The following is a 22,411-nucleotide window of genomic DNA, read 5'->3' as shown; positions in this document are numbered from 1 at the left end:
GAAAATTATTTAGCATATATAAAGGACACCAGCAGCCTTGTTCCAACCGTCAGGACAAAGCATGCTCCAGACCCCACTCAGCTCCGTTTGGGTGTCGCAGTCAGCACCATCAAAGCCAGATTCAAAGGCCCCGCCAGCCGTTTTGGCAAACGGGCGATCAGCCCTGCCATGACCACCACATCCGCCTCCGGCACGACCCGCAACAGCCGAAGTGCAAGGCAATAGACGCTGATGGCCCCGATAATGGCAAGGACAAGGCCACCAATACCCGGCACCACATCCTGCACCGCCAAAGCCGCCGCCGCACAACAGCCAGCGGCTACGGTAACCTTGAAAAGACTGAACCCCAGCGGCGCCAATGACCCTTCGAACCGCATCCAGCGCAGCATCGCCAGGCTCATGGCGGTAAACACCACAATCCGCACGAAAGCCGCACCTTCGCCCCCATAAGAAGGCACAAGCAAAACATCCCCGACCAGCATGATAAACGCACCGCCCAACCCGACAAACAGTCTTTGGCGGATTTTATCGAGGGCAAACAGATATTGTGTCGCCACCTGACAGGCAACGGCAACGGGCACAGACAGCGCCAGCAGTGTCAGCATCGGCGCGCTCGGGGCAAAGGCATCGCCAAACACCAGCGTCACAAGCCGATGTGAAATCGCCGCAAGGCCCAGGCTCATCGGCAGCGTGAAATAGGCCAGGCTGCGCACCACGCTTTCAAACATCGCCACTGGCAACCGTCCGCCCGGCGCGCGGTGCAGATGTTCGGCGTAATAAGGCACAAGACTGCCGGAAAGCTGGATGGGGACCTGCAAGGCAAGATTGGTCAGCGAGAAAGCCACGGAATAATAGCCGACCGTCTCAATGCCCTGATAGCGTTGCAGGAAGAACAGCTCTATCCGGTTCAGGAAGATCGAATCCACCATGAATTCCAGCGAGAGCACGAAGGAGGAGCCGAGCAGATATTGAAGCCCGATACCGCAGCTTTTCACCTTGTGACGCAACAGGGCAGCAGCGAAGAGAAACTGGGAAATATAGGCCAGAACATAACCGAATAGCGCACCCGGCACGCCGAACAGCAAGGTCCCAGCCACAACGCCAACCAATTGCAGCAGCCCGGCCGTCAAGGTCATGCGGAAGAAAATATCCACCCGCTGTTCGCCGATCAGGTAATTCTTGGCAAACATCCCGATGGCCTGCGTGGCAAACAACAGCGCCGTCACCACCAGCACTTCAGGCGCGGTTTCTGCCCAATGCCTGGCCTCCGCCACCCAGAAAAACAGGAAGTAGAACGTCAGCAGCAGCAATGTCGAGCCAACCACCGGCCAGAGCAGATAGGCAGCGAACCCTTTACGGTCTGCTTCGCCATAGCCCTGCCCCTTTAACTGCGGCAGAAGACGCAATAAAAGTACGCCGGTGCCAAGTTCGGCCACCAGCGCCGCCGTGGAGGCAAGCCAGATGGAAAAGGCAATGATGCCATTGGCTTCCGGGCCAAGAAACCGTGCCGTGAAGATAGAGCATATAAATCCCGTCGCCAGCAGGGTCAGTCCTGCCGCCGCATTGAACGCGGAATTTGCGACTATTCCATTGCTCATCGCCTCACCATATCCCCGGTGTTCTCCGTGTCCTCAAGGCTGTTATCCGTTCCATCATCCCGCAAACAAGACATCGACCGTCTCGTCCCAGCTTAAAACACCATCCGTTGCAATCGTCTGACGATCAAACACTGCCGCGACTGAAAAAGCCGCGCGGATCGAGACCGGATCGGCGGGGTCATAACCCATCACATGGCTCCGCCCCATGGCGGCAAAATGCGGCGCGACAATCGGCAGGCGGCAATAGCTATACTGGATCATCTTCAGGCTCGATTGGCTGAGATAATCGGCGCTTGCCCCATCCCGGTACGGTGCGATGCCGAGATCGGCGAATTTAATGAACGGCACGATCCGCTCGAAAGCCTGTTCGCCATGGGCGACGATATTGGGCAGCACCCGACGCGGCAATGCCTTGGCACCGAACAGATGAAAGGTCCAATCCGGATTGGCGGTAGCCATGACATCGATGGCATCGGGATCAAACAACATGTCGCCAACGCTGACGGCATGTTTGCGGCCTTGGTAAGCACCGCTCTGATAGGGGTTTTGCTTGGCGGCATCGAAAACCAACTTATCAATGCCATGTGGCAGGTAAAGCAGCGGTGCGTCGCTTGGAAAATCCGCCAGCAGCGCCTGCGCCAGCACATGGACGCTATCGTAAAGCCCGATGGTCTTTTCAAGCGTCCGGTAGACAGCAGGCGGCACGCCAATGGTCGAAAGCCGGTCGGCGGCATGGTAGATGATCCGGGCCTTCGGCGCATGCTGGCGAAGCACTGGGGCCAGCAGCGGCGAAGGCCCGCTTTCCACCAGGATATGGGTATAAGAAGGCAGCGCATCGCGGACCGTTTTGGGCAAAACCGCACTGACGCGGGAAAACAGCGGATCGGCCAGGCGATTGAGCCAGGAAAATTTCAGGTTCATCGGATGGAAAAGCTGAAACCAGATGAATTGCCGCAATCCCTCGCTCAAACCCTCCCATCGGTTGAGGCGATGTTTGCGGGCAAAGGCGTAACGCCCATCCTTCAGCAGCCGGCTGATCGGGCTGAGCCGCCAAACCAGGAAATCCACCTTGTCGCCCCGCGACAGCAGGCTGTGTGCCATAAAATGCAGATCGACCTTGCGTGGCGCATCCGCGAAATGCTGCCCGGTCACGACAAGAACATGACGGCGCGGCTTAACATCAGTCATCACCTGGGCATTGCTCATGCCGCAGCCTCATGCCCACAACGGTGAATGGCAGGCAGGGCGCGCCGGTAAAGGGCAATGTAACGCTCCGCCACGCCTTCCCAGGAATAGCGGCTGACATCAGCGGCAAGGGCGTGGCGCAGATCGGCACCCTCGGCTTCCAACCGGGCGAACGCCGTTTCAATCGACGTCGCCGCACGTGCGGCATCGGCAAAATCGGCAAGCTCAATGCCGGAATGCTGGGCTGCCAGCGCCCGGTAGGCATCGTTTTCATGCAGAACAGGCACCAGACCGGCGCTCATGGCCTCCACGGCCACCAAGCCGAAACCTTCATAATCGGATGCCGAGGCAAAGATCGAGGCCTTGGACATCAACTCGCCCAGAAGGCGATTATCGGGTTGCAGGTGCAGGCCGACATGATCAGCCAGACCATTGGCGTCGATGAGCGCGCTGACATCCTGCGCGGACAGATCCGATGGCGAACCGGCAATATCGAGCCGCCACTGCGGATCGCGCTTCACCAGCACGGCCATGGCCTGCAACAGATGATCAAGCCGCTTGTTGACCGAGAAACGGCCAATCGTCACGATCCGTTTCACCGGCTGGCGCGACGCCAGACCGGAAAACTTGCTGGTATCGACGCCATTTTCAATCAAGACCGAGTGCCTGGGCTGGATGACCCTAAACATGGCCAGATCCGAGGCGCTACAGCACACAACCGACCGATAAGCACTCGCCGACAACCGGGTCAGGCTGCTGAACCACATCTGCTTGATCGTGGCAAACTTACGGGTGTGAAAAAAGCCGCCATGCGTGGTGGCGACCATCGGCGCGCCGTGCAGAAACCGGCCAAGCGCCAGCGCATCGAAAAAGAAATCCACCCCATGGACATGGACAAGATCGGCATCGCGGATATGGCGAAAGGCGGAAAACGCCAGCGGATAACGGCTGCTGCCGCGATAGGGGACGCGGACCACCTCCACGCCTTCAATCACTTCGAAGGCTGGCAGGGTTTTATCGGGGTCAGAAAACAGCCGATCGAGGGTGACGACCCGCACCCGAAACCCGCGCTGCAACAGCTCGCGGCTCAGGCTGGAGACCACGTCCTCCAATCCGCCCCGGCCCGGCGGATATTGCCGCACCACCTGGACGATCAAAGGTGCGGATGAGGGCTTGGCCTCCCTTGCCGCTCGCCTTGCGCCGATGATCATGCCAATACCCCCGGGTTTAAACGGAAAGAACCTCAATTTCCTGATTGTTTGGTTAGAATGCCTTGAAACATTGGTAAAGCATCTTGTGCATAAATGTCCTATCCTTGCACAAACGCGGTAAAGAATCGTGATTAACAGACCAAATTGTTAGGTATCATTAACCATGGCCTGCCATTTTAGCGGTTGGCCAGCGGATTTTCCGCCTCGGAACAACGGTATGACAATGCCCCTAGAAGGACAACCGGCTGGAGTTTTCCGGTCCTGGACATGAAAATGGACATCGACATTTTTCAAATCCCCGGGATCTTGCGACGGCGCTGGTATTACCTGGCGTTTTTTGCCGTGCTGTTTGCTGGCCTGGCGCTACTCTATGCGCTCAGCCTGAAGCCTGTCTATGTGTCTTCCACCCAGATCCTGCTCGATCCGCGCGGCCTGTCTGCCACCAGCAACGACAGCCGTCAGCCGACAGCCGCCGTACAAAGCGACCCGGCCAGCCTCGACAGCCAGATCTATGTGGTGCTTTCCAGCGCCGTGCTGGGGGAAGTGGTCAACCGGCTCGACCTGACGAAAGACCCCTATCTCTATGCGGGCAAACCAGACAGCGCCGCATCCCCCGCTGAGGTCATGGCCGCCACCATCGGCGGGCTGGTCCGGCATGTGAAAGTCGAGCGCGAAGGCCAGTCCTTCATCATGTCGATCACCGTCGAACACCGCATTGCCAAGACCGCCGCCGACATTGCCAATATGATTGCCACCGTCTACCTGAAACAGGTGGATGAAGCGCGCTCCGATGCCGCGCGCCGAGCCAGCGCCGCCTTCCAGGCGCAGGCCAGTGAATTGCGTGATCGCGTGCTGAAGGCCGAAAGGGCGGTCGAGGAATTCCGCTCTGCCAATGGTCTGGCCAGCACCGGCGTCACCGGGCTGGTGATCGACCAGCAATTGGCCGGGTTGAACCAGCAATTGATCGCGGCACGCGGCGCGGAAGAGCAGCAGCAGGCCATTTACCAGCAAACCCGCAATCTCACCGTTGCCGCCGTTGAAAACGGCAATATTCCAGAAGCGGTGCAGTCCACCACGGTCGGGCTTTTGCGCGACCGCTATGTGCAGCTACAGGACCGCCAGGCCGAAGCCTCCGCCAATCTCGGCGGCAATCACCCGCAGCTGAAGGCTATCAATTCGCAGGTAGCCAGCATGCGTCAGGCCATCCAGCAGGAACTGGACCGTGTGCGCCAGTCGATGAAGCTCAACTATGACCGGGCGGTTGCCAACCGCAAGGCGCTGGAAAACCAGCTGCAAAGCCTGACGAAAACCAGTTTCGACAGCGGCGCCCGCCAGATCACCCTGCGCCAGTTGGAAAGCGAAGCCGAAGCCATCCGCACCATTTACAAGGCCTTCCTCAACCGCGCCGAGGAATTGAGCCAGGAACAGACGATCTCGATCAACAATTCCCGCGTCATCACCGAAGCGGTGGCGACAGCGAAATCGGTCACCACTCTCAAGGTGATGATCCTTGCCGCCGCCATGCTGTTTGGCGTCGCCTTCGGCAGCACGCTGGCGGTGGTGCTGGAACTGCTGTCGCGCAAGGACATCGACGCCCCACGGCAAGACCGCATCGCGCCTGCCGCCGCGACCCCTACCAACAGTGAACCACAATTAGCGCCGCCAGTTGCACCAGCGCGACATATCGCTCTGATTACTGATGCAACGGAACCGAAAAAACGCAGATCCCGCAATCCGCTCAGCTTTATCACAGCCTTTGGCCGCCGCCTGGTCTCGCCTCTTGTTCCGGCATCCAACCCGGCAAACACATCACAGGCGGCTGCGGGCTCTGCTTGGTCCCATGCAGTTGCCAGCACAGCCGGTTTTCTGATTGAATGCGGTGAAGGCTATGCTGATCTGACTGTTCTGTTTGTGGCAGCTGGCAGGCCGGTGGCCAGCGCCTTTATTGGCGATGTGGCGCAGAAGCTGGTTGATCGGGATCGCGGCGTGCTGCTGGCCAATGGTACCATGCTGGACCACCGCCTGGCGATCCGCTCACACAGAAAGACCAATGCCCGGCCAAGCCTTGCCCAGGCATTGCAGCAGCCCGAACTTGAAGACGCGCCTCTCTCGCACATCCTGCGCTACGAGCGCCTCGCTCTACCCCATAACCAGCCAGCCCGGCCAGCAGCGGGAACATCGGCCTCGTCCGGTCGCCCCACCTATTCGCGATTTGTCGAGCAAAGCCTCCAGGCGGAAACCGATTTCACCTTGATCAATGCCTGCGGCGCCGGGTTCAATGCCAACGGCGTTGGTGGCGAGCAGCATCTTACTGCCCTTGCCGCCGAGGCCGATGTCATTCTCGTATTGACCACGGCGCAAGACGAGGCCGCCGACCTGGATGAACTGCTGATGCGGCTGGGCGAAGACGCGGAACGGGTCGTGGGCCGCATTGTGCTCGAGACCGCCGGATGACGGTGACGGCGCAAACCGGGCCGACCGGCACCGGCGACCGGTCCCTGACGGAGGATGAGACGCAGCAGCCAGCGTTTCTTCCCGAATGGCTCATCTCGGCGATTGCCTCTTTCGCTGTCATCGGCGGGCTGGTGCTCAATCTGTTTCTCTGCTTCGTCAACACCCGGATCATGCCCGTCAGCGACACCCATGTCATGCTGGGGGAAATGACCATGCTGGGTTCTGCCTTCCTGTTGGCGGTCGACCGGCGCCCCGGCCTCTACCTGACCCTGCTGCTGTTCGTCAGCTATATGCTGATGATCTTTGCCTTGCGCGGCGCGCTGGATCTTAAAGCACTGCGCGACATCTTCATCCCGGTCGGGTTCTATTTCATGGGCCGCAGGGTTGCCCATCTCGGGCTGGCGGACCGGCTGGTGATCGCCTGTGGCCTGATCGTGCTGACCGTGGCGCTGTACGAATATCTGGCGCTTGAAAGCTATCTCGATTATTTCAATGTGCTCGGCTATTACATCGCCCGCGGCACCGTGACACTTCAAGAAAGCTTTGGCCAGACACGGGGTCTGTTCATTTCCGGGCTGCGGCCAGAGCCGCGCACCCTCCTGCCCTTTCTCGGCCAGCACCGGGTGTCCTCGGTGTTTCTGGAACCGGTCTCGGCCGGCAATTTCGGGGTCATCCTCTATGCCTGGGCGCTGTTTCGACCCGCCATGCCGTGGCGGTTCATTGTCATGGCATTGGCCATGACCAGCATTGTTCTGGCCGATGCACGCTTCGGCTTCTTCACCTGCGTCGCCATCACCCTGCTTCTGCCGCTCTACCGGTTCATTCCAAAAACCGTCTGGCTGGTTGCCCCGTTCCTGCTGCTGGCCGTGATTGCCGCTTATGGGTTGATCGTCGGCGCCGAAGGCGGTGCCAACGATCTGTCAGGCCGGTTGAAAGTGACGGCAGGCATTCTCAACAGCCTGGATTTCCAGGTGGTGCTCGGCGCCAAGACCACCGATGCCTTTACCGCCGATTCCGGCATTTCCTACACGCTGACCAATTTCGGCCTGTTCGGCTTTGCCGGGCTCTGGGCGGCCTTCGTGCTCTCGCCGATGAAAGATTCCAAGGCCTGGGCTTTCCGGGGCATGATGGTGGTCTATCTCCTGCTGCTGATGCTGATCAGCAACTCCTTCTATTCGATCAAGACCGCCGCCCTGATGTGGTTCCTGATCGGCACCGCCGATGCGGTGGACTGGAGTAAAATTCTGGCCTACCGGGACCGCAAGGATGGGCAATCCGCCGAGGCCGCAGAGAAATCGCGTAGATAAGGGGTCAGGCCAGCCAGTTGCGGCCGGTCGCCGGACTTGCCCGGCTGGATGTTGAGCATTTCGGTTTCTGGCCACCAGTCACCCGCCACCCAATAGGCCCAGCCGACCCAGCGATCCGGGTTCTTCTCAACCACAGCCACCATCTCCTTGATGCCTTTGACGCAGGCCTCTCCGCCAGGCGCGCCAAATTCGCCGAGATAGCCACGCTTGTCATTCTTGCGCAGCCAGTCCGTGAAAGTTTCTATCGCAGCAACGGCGTCGCCTGCCCGGCTGCATTCATCCTTGGTGCCGGAAAAATCCGCATCGAAATACTGGTGAACCTCATAGGCGTAATTATTGCCGGGGTCCTTCACGCCCAGCATGACCTCGCCATTGGCGCCGCCATAGCCATCACTTTGCCAGCTATGCGCACCCGTCCAGGACACGCCCGGCACGAGAATAAGGTTTTTCGCCCCGACCTGACGAATGGCGGCAATGGCGGCATTGGCTGCCGGAAGCCATTGGCTGGCGGGCATGTCATAGGGCTCATTCATCAAGCCGAAAACGATGGTCTGGTCATTGGCATAGTGAGCGGCCAGCCGCATCCACAAATCCGCAAAGGCCTCCACCGGCACGTCCGGACCATTGATCTGCTTTTGATGGTAGACCGCGAAATTATGCGGGTCGAGCACCACCCGCAGATGCGCCTCCTTCAGCTGTGCAACGGCTGTATCCAGTCGTTTCAGCTCGTCAGCGTCGAAAGCACTGTTGAGCTTGGGTTGCAGACGTTCCCATTTAAAGGGAAGGCGCACGGAGTTGAAGCCTTTGTCGGCGAAGTAATTGATGGTCTTGGCACTGGGATAGGTATAGGCCCTGTCCGGCGCGCCGCCAATCTCGCCGAATTCCGCTCCGGAAAGGTTGACCCCCCGCATGCAGGCATGGCCGCCCCACGCTTGTCCGCTGATGACCGGTGCCACCGAAAGCGTGAGAGCCACAGACATGATTATGGTCCTTTTCAACACGCCCTCGCATCTGTCCGTCGTCATCGCTGCCATTTGCTTATCCTCGTTTTTCGTTCTGTCACGCAGGCAGCTGTTGTGCTGGCAAACAGCGACTGGACTTATTTGCGCGGTCATTCGGCGTCCTAACCCGACGTTGCGCCACGATGCGGCGCGTGAAGACGCAATCGGACCACCCTTTGCCCCGCAAACCCGGCAGTTTCATTCTCATGGCCTTCAACACTTTTCCTTAAAAGAAAAATAGTTTACTAGATCAGGACAAGAACCCCCGGATTGATCGGGATTGACAATGGATTATGCATCATAAATCAGAAGGCTAACAACCCGCTTCTTCAGGCGGAAGACGCTTTAACGGAAAGAGGCCGTACAAACCGGCCACATCAGAGGAAGACGAGATGACGAGTTATGTTCTGACGGTATCGTGTCCATCCAAGCGCGGCATTGTCGCGGCCCTTTCCGGGTATCTGGCGGAAATGGGATGCAATATCGTCGACAGCTCGCAATTCGACGATCTCGATACCGACCGTTTTTTCATGCGCGTCAGCTTTATTTCCGAGCAGGGCGCAAGCCGCGAAAAAATCGAGGCGGGCTTGGCAACCATTATCGATAGTTTCCAGATGGAGATCGGGCTTTATGATGCGACAGAGCGGGTCAAGGTTCTGCTGATGGTCTCGCGCTTCGGCCATTGCCTGAACGATCTACTGTATCGCTGGAAAATCGGCGCCCTGCCGATCGATATCGTCGGCGTGGTCTCCAATCATTTCGACTACCAGAAAGTCGTGGTCAATCACGATATTCCCTTCCATCACATCAAGGTGACGAAGGACAACAAGCCGCAGGCCGAAGCCCAGCTGATGGACCTTGTGCAGCAGACCGGCACCGAACTGATCGTGCTGGCCCGTTATATGCAGGTCCTCTCCGACGCGATGTGCCAGAAAATGTCAGGCAAAATCATCAACATCCACCATTCCTTCTTGCCGAGCTTCAAGGGTGCCAATCCCTACAAGCAGGCCTTCGAGCGCGGCGTGAAGCTGATCGGGGCCACCGCCCATTATGTCACCGCCGATCTCGACGAAGGCCCGATCATCGAGCAGGATGTCGCGCGCGTCACCCATGCCCAGAACGCCGAGGATTACGTGTCGATCGGGCGTGATGTGGAAAGCCAGGTTCTCGCCCGCGCCATCCACGCCCATATCCATCATCGCACCTTCATCAACGGCAACAAGAGCGTGGTTTTTCCGGCCAGCCCCGGCTCCTATGCGTCGGAACGGATGGGATAACCAGGCATTTACGGATTGAGCCGGACCGCGTCACAGGCGAAATCGGCTCTTTCCACACCTCAAACGTTTGTTGCCCATGTTATTTTATGGATGGGCGATGGACGCGCGGATTCTCTCTGCTAGAGTTTGTCAGGAAACATGGTTATCGGCTTTCCAACGCGAGAAACCAAAAGAAGACAGACGTGAGCTTGCGTGATGCAGGTCGGACCGGAGTTCAGACCGGACAGGCACAGCTCTCAGCCGATTGATTCTGCAGGAGGCAGTCCATGCCAAACACCCTTCTCTTTCAGCGCACCGGGCTTGCGCGGCCTCATGTGACGCTTGAGGCCGCGATTGCCCTGCTGAAAGAGCAGTATGGCCTTGAAGGTACCGTCAAGGAGCTGGGTTCTCAGCAGGACCGCAATTTCCGCGTGGATACCGGTGACCACCGCTTCGTCCTGAAAATCTGCCGCCAGGAGTATGCAAGCGTCGAACTGGAAGCCCAGAATGCGGTCTTGCGGCATCTGGCGCAAATCCCCGATGCCCCCAAGGCCCCGGAACCGGTCCCCTCCCTAAGCGGAGAGGAGATCGTGGCCGTCACGCTTGGTGAGGAAAGCTATTACGCCCGCCTGCTAACCTATATCGAGGGCGAATCCCTTAGCCAGCGAAGCTATCTTGCACCTGCGACCATGCGCGCCATCGGCAGTTTTTGCGCCCGCATGGCGTTGGCGCTGGCCGATTTCGACCATCCCGGCCTGGACCGGGACCTGCAATGGGATCTGCGGCGTGCCGGACCGGTCACCTTGCATCTGCTGGCCTCCGTCAGCGAGCCAAAACGTCGTGACGATGTCGCCAAGGCGATGATCGTCACCATGCGTCATATCAATCCGCTGCTGGGCGAGCTGCGCCTTCAGGCCGTGCATCACGACCTGACTGGCGACAACATCATGGGCGCGCCCGATGCCGCCGGTCGGCTTCTGCCGCAAGCCGTGATCGATTTCGGCGATCTGGTCACCGGCTGGCTGGTGGGTGACCTTGCCGTCACCTGCGCGGCACTCTTACACCAGGCCGATGGCGATCCCTTCGGCGTGCTGCCGGTCATCCAGGCTTTTCACGCGCTTTATCCGTTGAATGAAGCCGAGATCAAAGTCCTTTGGCCCCTGATCGTCGCGCGCGCCGCCGTGCTGGTGGCCAGCAGCGAGCAACAATTGTCGATCGATCCCGACAATGATTATGTCTCCGGCAATCTGGAACATGAACGAGAAATTTTCACCCTCGCCACCTCCCTGCCCTTCTCGGTCATGGAGGCCGCGATCTTTGCCACGCTTGGCCAGGAACCACCGGAGGAGCGCCCGGTGCTTGGCCGGCTTCTGCCCGGCATCGATCCGCTCAGCGTGCATCTCACCGACCTGTCCACGCTCAGCCCCGCATTGATCGAGGACGATTGGGCCGATGCCCAGATCGACTGGAAGCTGCTGGCCAAGGCCGCCGCCGATACCGGCGTTGCCGCAACCCGCTACGGCGAATGCCGCCTGTCCTATACAAGGCTTTTGTCGCCGCGCATGCCGGCGACCTTTGCGCTGCATGTCGATGCCTGCCTGCCAGCGGGAACCGAGGCCGTGGTCCCGTTCGATTGCGTGCTGAAGCGCACCAGCCAACACTTCATTTTGATGGCGACGGATCTGGCCCTGCATATCCATGGGCTGGAATGCCAGTTTGAAGACGGTACGGAATTGCAGGCGGGAACGCCACTCGGTCGGATTGCTGGTGCCGAAGGATCGGTAGGCGGGTTGCGATTGCAGCTTTGCCGCGATCCAGACCTCGTGCCGCCGCTGTTTGCCAGACCCGATCATGCCTATGCCTGGCGGCGCGTCTGCCTGTCGCCGGCTGCCCTGTTCGGCGTCGATCTGGATGCCCCGTTGGCAAGCGGCGAAGCCCTGCTTGCGACCCGCAACCAGCATTTTGCCAGCCCGCAAAAGCACTATTACTCACATCCGCCGCAGATCGAGCGTGGTTTTGGTGAGCATCTGTTCGACATGGCGGGCCGCGCCTATCTTGATATGGTCAACAATGTCGCCACCGTCGGCCATGGCCATCCCCGTCTTGCCCACGCCGCCTGGGCGCAGTGGTCGCGTCTCAACACCAATTCCCGCTTTCATTACCGCGCCGTCGCCGAATTTTCCGAACGTCTGGCGAGCCTTGCGCCGGAAGGACTGGACACGGTCTTCCTGGTCAATAGCGGCTCGGAAGCCGTGGACCTCGCCATCCGGCTGGCCTGGGCAGCCAGTGGCAAACGCAACCTGGTCAGCCTGAAGGAAGCCTATCACGGCTGGACAATGGCGAGCGACGCGGTCTCCACCTCGATTGCCGATAATCCCCGCGCCCTGGAAACCAGGCCGGACTGGGTGTGGCCCGTCACCGCCCCCAACAGCTATCGCGGCCCTTATAAAGGGCCAGACAGCGCTGCCGCCTATGTCGCTGAGGTGGAAAAGACGCTGGAGGACATCGATGCTGGAGGTGAGGGCCTCGCCGGTTTCATCGCCGAAAGCCTGTTTGGCAATGCGGGAGGCATCGCCTTGCCGCCCGGCTATCTCCAGGGCGTCTATCCCTTAATCCGGGCGCGCGGCGGGCTGTGCATCGCCGATGAAGTTCAGGTCGGCTATGGCCGTCTCGGCCATCATTTCTGGGCTTTCGAGCAGCAGGGCGTCATCCCTGATATCATCACCATCGCCAAAGGCATGGGCAATGGTCAGCCGCTTGGTGCCGTCATCACCACCAAGGCGATTGCCGATGCCTTCGAGCAGGATGGCTATTTCTTCTCATCCTCCGGCGGCAGCCCGGTCAGTTCGGTGATTGGCATGACGGTGCTGGACATCATGCGCGACGAAAACTTGCAGGACAATGCCCGCGATGTCGGCGATTTCCTGCGTGAAAAACTCGAGGATCTGGTTGCCGTCCATCCCATGGCTGGTGCCGTGCACGGCATGGGGCTTTATCACGGTCTCGAACTGGTCCGCGACCGCCAGACGCTGGAACCAGCAGCCCAAGAAACCGCCGCGATCTGCGAACGGCTGCTCGACCTCGGCATCATCATGCAGCCGACCGGCGACCATCTCAACGTCCTGAAGATCAAGCCACCGCTCTGCCTGACCTATGAAAGCGCCAGCTTCTTCGTGGCCATGCTGGACAAGGTCCTGACCGAAGGCTGGTAGCGGGCCTCGCCTAATGAAGGTTAGAAAGCGGTAAACGTCATTGTCGTCAACGAACGGACCACGCCGGGTACGGCCGAAATCTGCTCGTTGACGAATTTGCCGACGTCCTGCCCATCCTCGATATAGACCTTCATCAGCAGATCATATTCGCCCGAGGTGGAATAAAGTTCTGAGACGATCTCCGCCTTATAGATCGCATCGGCCACCTCATAGGTCTTGCCGGGAACACATTGCAGCTGAACGAAAATGGGTTTCATGGAAATAGATCCTGAGATTGCGCGTCGAAAAGTCTGAAAGACCGTGCGGGCAATGCCTGAGAAAACAATGCCACACTGTCTTTATCCGATACCGCAAATACAAGCGGGATGTCACCCTGCAATCGCAAGTCTCGCCTGCACACGGATGCACAGGCGAATGGCAATCCTCCAAGTCAGCAGCGCTTATGGATGCGGCCTGAAGGCAACAACGCCCCGGCTGCGTGCCCGGACCTCCGGTGAGGCAAGACATGTGGAAAGGGCTTCATAGCCGGGCGCACCGGAATAAGGCGCGACCACACTTGGCGGGCTGTGGTTTGCCGGGCAAAAAATGATGGCTTCGTCCCCCGTCACGGCATCCAGGTCCAGGATCGACGCCGATCGGGTCATGAGAAACAGCGGACGTGATTGGGAGCAGTGATGGCGCAGGTAACCGGTCAACGCCTCCTGCGTGGCGCGATCCAGGTCATCCTCCACCATGTCGATAACCAGGCAGGCCGAACCGTGCGCTTCCAGTCCGACCAGCAGGACCGTCAAGGCATCAGAAGGAACAGCCCCTTCCTCCATCAGCCAAGCCAAGGCCCGCTCAATCCTTTCCTTTAAAGATTGATCGGCATCAAGACGCGCCTTCGCCGCACTGCCCTTGTCCTCAAGCCGGTCCAGACCAAGGAATACTGCATCAGGCAAGGCGGCAGCGATAGCATGGGCAAGCCTGGTCTTGCCGCAGCCGAGTGGACCGACAATGTAATTGATTGGACGAATATCCAGCAGTTCGAAGCGTTCTCCGCCCCATGGCCAAGGAAGGTCCAGGGCAAGCCGAACGTCGCCTCTGCAACGCGACAGGCCCACCAGATCGGCAAACGCAGGAACAGCCCCGGCAGCTATATCCTGGCGCAGCGCCCGAATTTTCTCCAGGGCTTCCGCCGTCTGCCGGATGGTCCGTTCAAGCGCGAACTGATGCCGCGCGAAAGCAGGTTCGAGGCATTGCGGGTCCCCTTTCAGCACGCGCTTGACCTCTGCAAGACTGAGGCCCAGATCTCGCAGGGCAATGATCTCTGCGGCGCGAGCCATTTCGGCGGGACTGTAAGTTCTCCATCCGGCGGCGGTGCGGACCGGCGTTATCAACCCTTTCTGCTCGTAGAGCCTCAGGGCCTTCATGGATACGCCGAGCCGGCGCGCGGCCTCGGAAGCATTCAGATATTGAGCGGAATACGTCACGAATCACCTCGTTCGCTGTTGACCGCAACACGTATGGAAGCGGCCCCAAGGGACAGGTCAAGAGCAAATTCGCTCTACACTTCTCAAGCCTCCCGCCCTATTTTAGCATTATGATCAAGCCCGAGGCCCTGCTGCATCCGACCCCTGCCGGTCTCTATTGTCCGATCGGCGATTTCTATGTCGATCCGGTAAGGCCTGTAGCGCGGGCGCTGATTACCCATGGTCATTCCGATCATGCCCGTGCTGGTCATGATAAAGTGCTGGCCACCCGGCAGACGCTTGACATCATGGCGTTGCGCTACGGTGCCGACTTTGCGGGATCATCCCAGGCGATTGATTTTGGCGAAACCGTCACGATGGACGGCGTTGCCATCGGTTTTCACCCGGCAGGTCACGTTCTGGGGTCAGCGCAGATTTCGATTGAGCGGGCGGGAACCCGCATTGTCGTTTCCGGCGACTACAAGCGTCGGCCCGATGCCACCTGTGCCCCCTTCGTGCCCGTGCCGTGCGATGTGTTCATTACCGAGGCGACTTTTGCGCTGCCAGTCTTCCACCATCCAGATCCGGCACTGGAAATCGGCAAGCTCTTGCGGTCGCTGGAACAGTTTCCGCAACGCAGCCATCTGGTCGGGGCCTATGCGCTGGGCAAGGCGCAGCGGGTGATCTCGCTGATCCGTCAGGCGGGCTATGACAAGCCGATCTATATTCACGGTGCGCTTGCCAAGCTCTGCGACTATTACCAGAGCCAGGGCATCGAACTGGGAGAATTGCGCCCTGCAACGGTGGAAAACGGCGGCGCCAGCCATTTCGAAGGTGCCATCGTCATTGGCCCACCTTCGGCTTTTGCTGATCGCTGGGCGCGGCGTTTTCATGATCCGCTGGCGATTTTCGCCTCCGGCTGGATGATGGTGCGCCAGAGAGCCAAGCAGCGCGGAGTCGAATTGCCGCTGGTGATATCCGACCATTGCGACTGGCCGGAACTGATCGAGACGATTAGCGAATTGCAACCCGGTGCCGTCTGGGTCACGCATGGGCGTGAAGAGGCGCTGGTACGCTGGTGTGAGTTGAACGGTATCGCCGCCAAGCCGCTGCATCTGGTCGGCTATGAAGACGAGGGCGATTGATGCGCGCCTTTGCCACCCTTCTTGACCGCCTTGTCCTGACCCCGAGCCGCAATGGCAAGCTTAAGCTGTTGGCCGATTACTTTGCCAGCGTGCCGGACCCGGACCGGGGCTATGCGCTGGGCGTTCTGGCCGGAACGCTCGATCTGAAGACCGTCAAGCCAGCCCTGCTGAAAGAACTGGTTCTGGAGCGAATGGACCCAGTTCTCTTCGGTTATTCCTATGATTATGTCGGCGACCTCGCCGAAACCATTTCGCTGGTCTGGGATCAGGACCGTGGCGAAAAAGCCGAGATTGCCGAACCGAGCCTCGGCGAAGTCGTGGCCCTCATGCAATCGCTTGGCCGCACCCAGGTGCGAGGCGCCGTGCGCGACCTGCTCGACCAGCTCGATACGTCAGGCCGTTTCGCCTTTCTCAAACTCGCGACCGGCGGCTTGCGGATCGGGGTCTCGGCAAGGCTTGCCAAACAGGCGCTTTCCGACATGTCGGGCAAGGATGTCGGGGAGATCGAGACGCTGTGGCACGGGCTGGAGCCGCCCTATGTGAGCCTGTTTGCCTGGCTTGAGGGGGGTGCCGACAAGCCCGTGCTGGCGACACCGGCGATTTTTCATTCGGTCATGCTGTCCAATCCGGTCGGCAATGGTGATCTGGAGGGTCTCGATCCCGCCGATTATGCCGCCGAGTGGAAATGGGACGGTATCCGGGTGCAGCTGTCGCGCCATGGCGACACCTGCCGGCTCTATTCCCGCTCTGGCGACGATATTTCGGGAGCTTTTCCCGATGTTATTGCGTCAGCGAATTTCGATGGGGTGATTGATGGCGAATTGCTGGTTGGTGGCACGGCGCGCTCCAACCAGCCAACTCGCAGCTTTTCCGATCTTCAGCAACGATTGAACCGCAAGAGCGTCACGACGAAAATGCTCAGTGATTATCCGGCCTTTATCCGTGCCTATGATCTGTTGTTTACCGGCGACCAGGACGTGCGAAACCTCGGCTATGAGGCGCGCCGGGGGTTGCTTGCAGAGATTGTCGAAAATGCCCCCGCCACGCGCTTCGATCTCTCGCCGCTGATTGCTTTTTCCAGCTGGAACGAACTGGACGCCCTTCGGCACGCCCCGCCCGATCCGGTCATCGAAGGGGTGATGATCAAGCGCCGCGACAGTATCTACCAAGCCGGGCGCGCCAAGGGGCCATGGTTCAAGTGGAAAAAGCAACCGCTGAACGTCGATGCGGTGCTGATGTATGCGCAGCGCGGCCATGGCAAGCGCTCCAGCTATTATTCCGATTTTACCTTCGGCGTCTGGATGCAGATGCCAGAAGGTGGCGACCAACTGGTGCCGGTGGGCAAGGCCTATTTCGGCTTTACCGACCAGGAGCTGGAAATTCTCGATAAATATGTGCGCAACAATACCATAGACCGTTTCGGACCTGTGCGCTCGATCCGCGCCGAGCCCGATCATGGGTTTGTGGTGGAGGTGGCCTTTGAAGGGCTGAACCGGTCCACCCGGCACAAATCCGGTGTCGCCATGCGCTTTCCCCGGATTTCGCGGTTGCGAACCGACAAACGTCCGCGTGATGCTGACCGCCTGGAAACGCTGCTGCATATGCTGCCACCATGACCATCAGGTCATAAAAAAGCGGCGCCAGAACCATCATGGTTTCCAGCGCCGCGCCCGCAAGACGACATCATGTCGCCAGACTGCGGTTCTGTTATATTAGTGGCGTTTGACCCAATCGTCGATCTCTCGGTCAGCCTCATCCTGGCCTTTTCCATAGAGTTCCTGCAATTTGCCGCTCAATTGTTTGCGATTACCGGCAATAACATCCAGGTCGTCGCCGGTCAGCTTGCCCCATTGAGCCTGGGCCTTGCCTTTGAATTGTTCCCAATTGCCTTCAACACGGTTCCAGTTCATCGCGGTCTCCTTTTCGATTGGCGATTTCAAGAAGCCCGTGCCGCCGTCAAACAGTAGCGGTCCGAGCATGGTAGCATGAGATTAACGTCATGCAACCTGGAAGGTTCCGATTATGGTGATCGGGCGCGACCGCGGACGGTCGATCACATCATCCCATACGAAATGCTTGCCCCGAAAATAGGTGAAAAATGGAACCCTTGGGCCTGAGCAACGTTTGTTGATAGAGTTCGCGCCGCAGACGGGATAACAGTTTGCGTAGCCTTAAAAATCCAGAAGGAGTTCGTCCATGGTCGATATCAATGAAGCCATCAATGATGTGGAAGCAGAAGCACGGTCCAAGGAACTCGAAGCGCAGATCGAGCAGCTCAAACAGGACGTTGCGGCGCTGACCAGCACGCTGGCCTCCGTTGGCAGTGCAACCCTGCATCAGGTCAGTGATAAGGCATCGGATGCGATCAGCTCCGCACGCAGCAGCGTTTCTGCGCTGGAACAGGATCTGGAAGATAAAATTCGGGCAAAACCGTTGCAGTCGGTCGCGATTGCCGCCGGTCTCGGCTTCATTTTCGCCCTGCTGTCGCGGCGCTAATCAATGTTCGGTTTGCTCACACGTCTCACACTGGTGGCCGCAGAAGGCGTGAAGCCTAGGATCGACAAAGCTCGGCGCAACGCCATCGCTGGCGCGATTGCCGGGTTTTGTTTTCTGATTGCCATCGTTGCGGGGATTGTTTCCGGCTGGATTTTCCTGGCGGCTGAGATCGGTGCCGGTCCGGCCGGACTGGTGATCGCAGGTGTTGCGTTGTTGATTGGCCTGATCACTTTAGCGGTCGTCTCCATCATCAATCGCCGTGAGGCACGCAGGCGGGCATATCTTCAAACCGCCACGCTGGCAGCAACCGATCCGCTGACCATGGGCCTGATGGGACGGTTGCCCGGAATGCTCAAGGTCAACCCCATTGTCGGGGTCGCGGCGGTCGGCATGCTGGCCTATCTGTTTGCGCGAAGCCAGGGGATCGGCCGGAAGTAACGGCAAAGCCTATAGCATTTGTTAAGTGCAGTCATACCTCAACCGACGACGGAACCCTGTTTCGGCGAGGCCTTCTGTCGTCTTGATTTTTACAGAAAGGACCAAATCCATGGCCAAAGTTGCAGAAGTATTGAAGCCCAAAGCCCGTGACGAGAAAATTAGCATCGGGCTTGAAGACAGCTACCGCGAGCAGGCCTCCAAGGATCTTTCCAAAATCCTTGCCGCCACTTACGCCCTGACCATCAAGACGCAGGTCTATCACTGGAATGTGGTTGGTCCGTTGTTCAAGCCGATCCACGAACTGACGGAAGAGCATTACAACACGCTGTTTGCCGCCGTCGACATTATTGCCGAGCGTATTCGCGCCCTCGGACATCTCGCACCGGTCAACCTGCAAAACAGCAGCAATTTCGCCCCAAAGGGCGGTGAGACCCAGCACCACGCTGCCATCGACATGGTCAAGGATTTGATCGCAGACCACGAAGCGGCCGTGCGTCAGATGCGCGATGCCGGTGAAGCTGCTGATGAGGCTGGCGATATGGTCACCGCAGACATGCTGACAGACCGCCTGACCTTCCACGAAAAGGCATTGTGGATGTTGCGGGCGATTATCGCTTCCTAAGAGCATTTCAGAAAAATGCGGGAGCCGGTTTCCCGAAAAGATACGCTTTAACGACAAAAGCGTCATGTGTCTTGCAAAACACATGACGCTTTTTCTATGTTTCTGCCCCATAGAGCATCGTACAAAAAACCGGGTTTCAGGCTTTATCCGACTTGGATTTCGCCGCCTGTTCCGCAGCATCGAGCCTCTCCAGCAGGTCCAGAAAATGATCCGGGGTTCCCTCCTCGACAAGCTCATCGTAATAGGTTTTCAAGCGCGCCGCGATCATGGCATTGGCCTGGCTCTGCTTTGCTGGCGCTTTGACGGATTTCGACGACTTTTTTTCGGACATGATATCAATGCCTGCGGCCTGAAGAGGGAATTCGGTATATGATACGCATTCTATCAAGAAACAGATCGCAACAAGAGCAATCCTGATTTTTTGTATCCAAGACAGTTACAAACAAGATAATAGCACCATTCCGGGCATGGTTTTCTTGATCTTTATCAAATAGAGATCCGAACATTCGAACATATAAATCAACTACATCGGATGCATCGACCCTGGAACGACAGGATCAATATCGCCGCATGTTTAAACCACTGTGAATATCTATAGCAATTCTAGAAATCCAGGGGTGTTAGGCAGGAGAGGGCTGCCGCAACATTTGCGTCTTGAATTTCGCCTGCCCGCTAGCATAAGGTCGTGGGCATCATCTGATTTCAACGCCTGCCCCTTTCTTTCCCCGGTCTAGTCGACAGTGATATGCCTTGCCCGTTTAAGACGAAAATCATTGAAGATCGCTCTTCATATGCCTTTGCAAATATCTCAAGCCTTTGACAGGTTGATATAGTGCAATGTTTTTGAAACGAGGACACTTCAGTCTCTTTGCGCCGAAATATAGGCGCAGGTCATGAACATGAAGTGGATGGAATGGATCGATATAGACCGGCGTACCGCATCAATCAGGCAAATAGCCGAACGAAATTTGGAACTTTTTTTGGATCCCCACGTTTGCTAGCGAGTTTATGCTGCATTCGTGCAAACTGGAGAAGCTGAATGTCCCTTACCACCCGCGTCGCTGCTCATATTCCTTATTTGAGGCGATATGCCCGAGCTGTCACGGGCTCGCAGACATCGGGCGACGCCTATGTCGCCGCTGTTCTGGAGGCTCTGATCGCCGATCTTTCGGTCTATCCCGAAGCCAGCAGTGATCGGGTTTCACTTTATAAACTGTTTGTTACGATTTTCGGCTCGACCCATGTCGAAATCCGGCCAATGACCTCGCCTTTTGCTTGGGAAAAACGGGCCGCCTCCAATCTTTTGGCCGTTCCTCCGCGTGAGCGCCACGCATTTCTGCTAATTTCCGTCGAAGGCTTTACCTATGAGGAAGCTGCGGAAGTGCTCGGCGTCAGTGACAGTGAATTCCGGGGGCTATTCAATCAGGCCGCAGTGGAAATCTCCCGCCAGGTGGCGACTGACATCATGATCATCGAAGATGAACCGCTGATCGCGCTCGATATTGAGCAGATGGTGGAAGATCTCGGTCATCGCGTCACCGGCATCGCCCGGACCCACAAGGAAGCCGTCGAGCTTTATGGCCGAACCAACCCGAAAATGGTTCTTGCCGACATCCAGCTTGCCGACGGAAGCTCCGGCATCGACGCCATCAACGATATCCTGAAGGTCGATACCGTTCCGGTAATCTTCATTACCGCCTTCCCGGAACGTTTGTTGACCGGCGAGCGGCCGGAACCCGCGTTTCTCGTCACCAAGCCGTTCAATCCCGATATGGTCAAGGCACTGATCAGCCAGGCACTGTTCTTCAACGAACATGCCAAACAGGATGCCTGACGGCTGGACCATGCGATTTTGGACCGGTTCGGTTTGGTATCGCAGTCAATGAAGGGATAGCGTCGAAGCACGAGGCGCCGGATAAAACGGGTCGTCATTGCGATGTTGGTGAAACTATGCAGGCGCATGGATGCCGCGCGCCCTTGAAAGAGGGCTACCGCCGCTGGAGAGAAGCACTTGGTAAATCGGTTGACATGGTTCGAACCGCAGCGTGCTGACAGGCCCTTGCGTGAGTTCTTCATCACTGCCCTGCTGGATATCGGCGCAAGCCTGACCCTTCAGGACATGGACGGGCGCTATATCTGCATTACATCCCTGCCCCAGCGTTGGCCGCTTGCCCATGGGGAAGAACCCAGTGACGATTCGATTTTCGGACCCGAAATCGGCGCCCAGCTGCGTGAACTGAAAGCCGGGCTGGTGGAGGCGGACCAGGGAGCGGAACTGAGTGTCGAACCCGGCGACGATACGGTGTTTGAATTTCGCTGCCGAATGATCCGCATCAGCCCGGAAGACGTCTGCATGATGACGATCCTGGTGGACAGGACAGAGGAAAAGCGCCGCGAACGTTTGTTGCGCGCTCTGTTGCGTGAGGTCAGCCACCGTTCGAAAAACCTGCTGGCGATCATTCAAAGCATCGCTTTCCAGACAGCCCGTTATTCCGGGACGCTTGACCAGTTTCTGGGCAAGTTTCGCGGCAGGCTGCATGCACTGTCGATGTCGCAGGACCTGATTACCGATTCCAGTTGGCGCGGCGCTTATTTCCAGGATCTGGTCAGACAGCAATTGGAAAAATACGTGCCGGAAACGGCAAATCTCGTTCAGGTGTCCGGTGACAATGTTTTGCTGTCACCCAATGCTTCCCTGCATATCGGGCTCGCCCTGCACGAGCTAATCGTCAACGCGGTCAGCCACGGCGACTTCATCAGCCAACGCAAGAAAATCGAGGTCGCCTGTCATCAGCAATGGACACGGCATGGCGAGGAAATCAGGGTGACCTGGAACGAACCAATTGAAACGCTGACCGGCGAGGATCTGGAACGCGCCAGGGGAAGGTTCGGCAGCACGGTGCTCGAACGTGTCGTACCCGCCTCTGTCAACGGCCATGTCGTCCACCGTTTCGACAAGGACAGCGTCTATTATGAGCTGACCTTTCCAGTCGAACTGCATGAATAACTCTATTTCACGCTGCGGTCCCTGACCA

At 58.2% G+C, this 22,411-nt stretch carries 19 protein-coding genes; 11 read left to right on the top strand and 8 right to left on the bottom strand.

The window, feature by feature from the left end; genetic code table 11:
- Nucleotides 1-77: 77 nt before the first annotated feature.
- From ASB66_RS24450 to ASB66_RS24440, 3 genes are read right to left on the bottom strand one after another with little or no spacing between them, the layout of a single operon-like run.
- Entirely contained in the window at nt 78-1,598 is a 1,521-nt protein-coding gene (locus tag ASB66_RS24450) for a lipopolysaccharide biosynthesis protein (protein ID WP_114386987.1), read from the bottom strand.
- A 54-nt stretch (nt 1,599-1,652) separates the two neighbouring features.
- Nucleotides 1,653-2,804, bottom strand: coding sequence for a GumK N-terminal domain-containing glycosyltransferase (locus tag ASB66_RS24445; protein WP_060716872.1), 1,152 nt, complete (start codon nt 2,802-2,804; stop codon nt 1,653-1,655).
- Nucleotides 2,801-3,994 carry a glycosyltransferase family 4 protein gene (locus ASB66_RS24440; RefSeq protein ID WP_060716871.1) on the bottom strand — a complete coding sequence of 398 codons (1,194 nt, stop codon included), beginning with the start codon at nt 3,992-3,994 and terminating at the stop codon, nt 2,801-2,803. The genes ASB66_RS24445 and ASB66_RS24440 overlap by 4 nt, the downstream gene beginning before the upstream one ends.
- 273 nt (nt 3,995-4,267) lie before the next feature.
- Between ASB66_RS24440 and ASB66_RS24435 the strand changes: the two genes are divergently transcribed.
- A complete protein-coding gene (locus ASB66_RS24435) occupies nt 4,268-6,448 on the top strand; it encodes a GumC family protein (RefSeq protein ID WP_158544236.1) in 2,181 nt (726 codons plus the stop codon).
- The gene (locus tag ASB66_RS24430) at nt 6,445-7,755 is read left to right on the top strand and encodes a UDP-phosphate alpha N-acetylglucosaminyltransferase (protein WP_114386985.1); all 1,311 of its coding nucleotides are present in this window, start codon (nt 6,445-6,447) and stop codon (nt 7,753-7,755) included. Before ASB66_RS24435 ends, ASB66_RS24430 begins: the two co-directional genes overlap by 4 nt.
- Here the strand turns inward: ASB66_RS24430 and ASB66_RS24425 are convergent.
- The gene (locus tag ASB66_RS24425; RefSeq protein ID WP_234614218.1) at nt 7,698-8,735 is read right to left on the bottom strand and encodes a glycoside hydrolase family 5 protein; all 1,038 of its coding nucleotides are present in this window, start codon (nt 8,733-8,735) and stop codon (nt 7,698-7,700) included. The genes ASB66_RS24430 and ASB66_RS24425 overlap by 58 nt on opposite strands.
- A gap of 413 nt (nt 8,736-9,148) precedes the next feature.
- Here ASB66_RS24425 and purU point away from each other — a divergent pair, with 413 nt between their 5' ends.
- Together purU and ASB66_RS24415 are read left to right on the top strand one after the other, a co-directional pair.
- A complete protein-coding gene (gene purU, locus ASB66_RS24420; protein ID WP_060716867.1) occupies nt 9,149-10,033 on the top strand; it encodes a formyltetrahydrofolate deformylase in 885 nt (294 codons plus the stop codon).
- Between the two features lie 266 nt (nt 10,034-10,299).
- On the top strand, nt 10,300-13,224 hold the full coding sequence (locus tag ASB66_RS24415; RefSeq protein WP_060716866.1) for an aminotransferase: 2,925 nt from the start codon (nt 10,300-10,302) through the stop codon (nt 13,222-13,224).
- A 20-nt stretch (nt 13,225-13,244) separates the two neighbouring features.
- On the opposite strand, the gene ASB66_RS24410 is transcribed toward ASB66_RS24415, so the two are convergent.
- Nucleotides 13,245-13,481: an Lrp/AsnC ligand binding domain-containing protein gene (locus tag ASB66_RS24410; RefSeq protein WP_012654268.1), complete on the bottom strand. Its 237-nt coding sequence runs from the start codon at nt 13,479-13,481 to the stop codon at nt 13,245-13,247.
- 183 nt (nt 13,482-13,664) lie between these two features.
- Complete coding sequence (locus tag ASB66_RS24405) at nt 13,665-14,696, bottom strand: MerR family transcriptional regulator (RefSeq protein WP_081088949.1); 1,032 nt, start codon at nt 14,694-14,696, stop codon at nt 13,665-13,667.
- Between the two features lie 113 nt (nt 14,697-14,809).
- Between ASB66_RS24405 and ASB66_RS24400 the strand changes: the two genes are divergently transcribed.
- Both ASB66_RS24400 and ASB66_RS24395 read left to right on the top strand, forming a co-directional pair.
- Nucleotides 14,810-15,820: a ligase-associated DNA damage response exonuclease gene (locus ASB66_RS24400; protein WP_060716889.1), complete on the top strand. Its 1,011-nt coding sequence runs from the start codon at nt 14,810-14,812 to the stop codon at nt 15,818-15,820.
- Nucleotides 15,820-17,436 carry a cisplatin damage response ATP-dependent DNA ligase gene (locus ASB66_RS24395; RefSeq protein WP_060716865.1) on the top strand — a complete coding sequence of 539 codons (1,617 nt, stop codon included), beginning with the start codon at nt 15,820-15,822 and terminating at the stop codon, nt 17,434-17,436. The genes ASB66_RS24400 and ASB66_RS24395 overlap by 1 nt, the downstream gene beginning before the upstream one ends.
- A 96-nt stretch (nt 17,437-17,532) precedes the next feature.
- Here the strand turns inward: ASB66_RS24395 and ASB66_RS24390 are convergent, their stop codons facing one another.
- The gene (locus ASB66_RS24390; RefSeq protein WP_060716888.1) at nt 17,533-17,730 is read right to left on the bottom strand and encodes a CsbD family protein; all 198 of its coding nucleotides are present in this window, start codon (nt 17,728-17,730) and stop codon (nt 17,533-17,535) included.
- Nucleotides 17,731-18,016: 286 nt separating this feature from the next.
- Here ASB66_RS24390 and ASB66_RS24385 point away from each other — a divergent pair, with 286 nt between their 5' ends.
- The 3 genes from ASB66_RS24385 to ASB66_RS24375 all read left to right on the top strand — a co-directional run bounded on the left by ASB66_RS24385 (nt 18,017) and on the right by ASB66_RS24375 (nt 19,376).
- Nucleotides 18,017-18,316: an ElaB/YgaM/YqjD family protein gene (locus tag ASB66_RS24385; protein WP_060716864.1), complete on the top strand. Its 300-nt coding sequence runs from the start codon at nt 18,017-18,019 to the stop codon at nt 18,314-18,316.
- 3 nt (nt 18,317-18,319) lie between these two features.
- A complete protein-coding gene (locus tag ASB66_RS24380; RefSeq protein WP_060716863.1) occupies nt 18,320-18,754 on the top strand; it encodes a hypothetical protein in 435 nt (144 codons plus the stop codon).
- Nucleotides 18,755-18,863: 109 nt separating this feature from the next.
- On the top strand, nt 18,864-19,376 hold the full coding sequence (locus ASB66_RS24375) for a Dps family protein (RefSeq protein ID WP_060716862.1): 513 nt from the start codon (nt 18,864-18,866) through the stop codon (nt 19,374-19,376).
- A 136-nt stretch (nt 19,377-19,512) separates the two neighbouring features.
- On the opposite strand, the gene ASB66_RS24370 is transcribed toward ASB66_RS24375, so the two are convergent.
- Nucleotides 19,513-19,707, bottom strand: a complete 195-nt coding sequence (locus ASB66_RS24370) for a NepR family anti-sigma factor (RefSeq protein ID WP_049777363.1) — start codon at nt 19,705-19,707, stop codon at nt 19,513-19,515.
- Nucleotides 19,708-20,415: 708 nt separating this feature from the next.
- Here ASB66_RS24370 and ASB66_RS24365 point away from each other — a divergent pair.
- Nucleotides 20,416-21,210, top strand: a complete 795-nt coding sequence (locus ASB66_RS24365; protein WP_060716861.1) for a response regulator — start codon at nt 20,416-20,418, stop codon at nt 21,208-21,210.
- 177 nt (nt 21,211-21,387) lie between these two features.
- Complete coding sequence (locus ASB66_RS24360; protein ID WP_060716860.1) at nt 21,388-22,383, top strand: sensor histidine kinase; 996 nt, start codon at nt 21,388-21,390, stop codon at nt 22,381-22,383.
- The last annotated feature ends 28 nt before the right edge of the window (nt 22,384-22,411 follow it).

Origin of the sequence: Gillisella vitis (genome assembly GCF_001541345.2) — a bacterium.
Classification (GTDB): Bacteria; Pseudomonadota; Alphaproteobacteria; order Rhizobiales; family Rhizobiaceae; genus Allorhizobium; species Allorhizobium vitis.
This window is presented reverse-complemented; position numbering and strand designations above follow the sequence as displayed.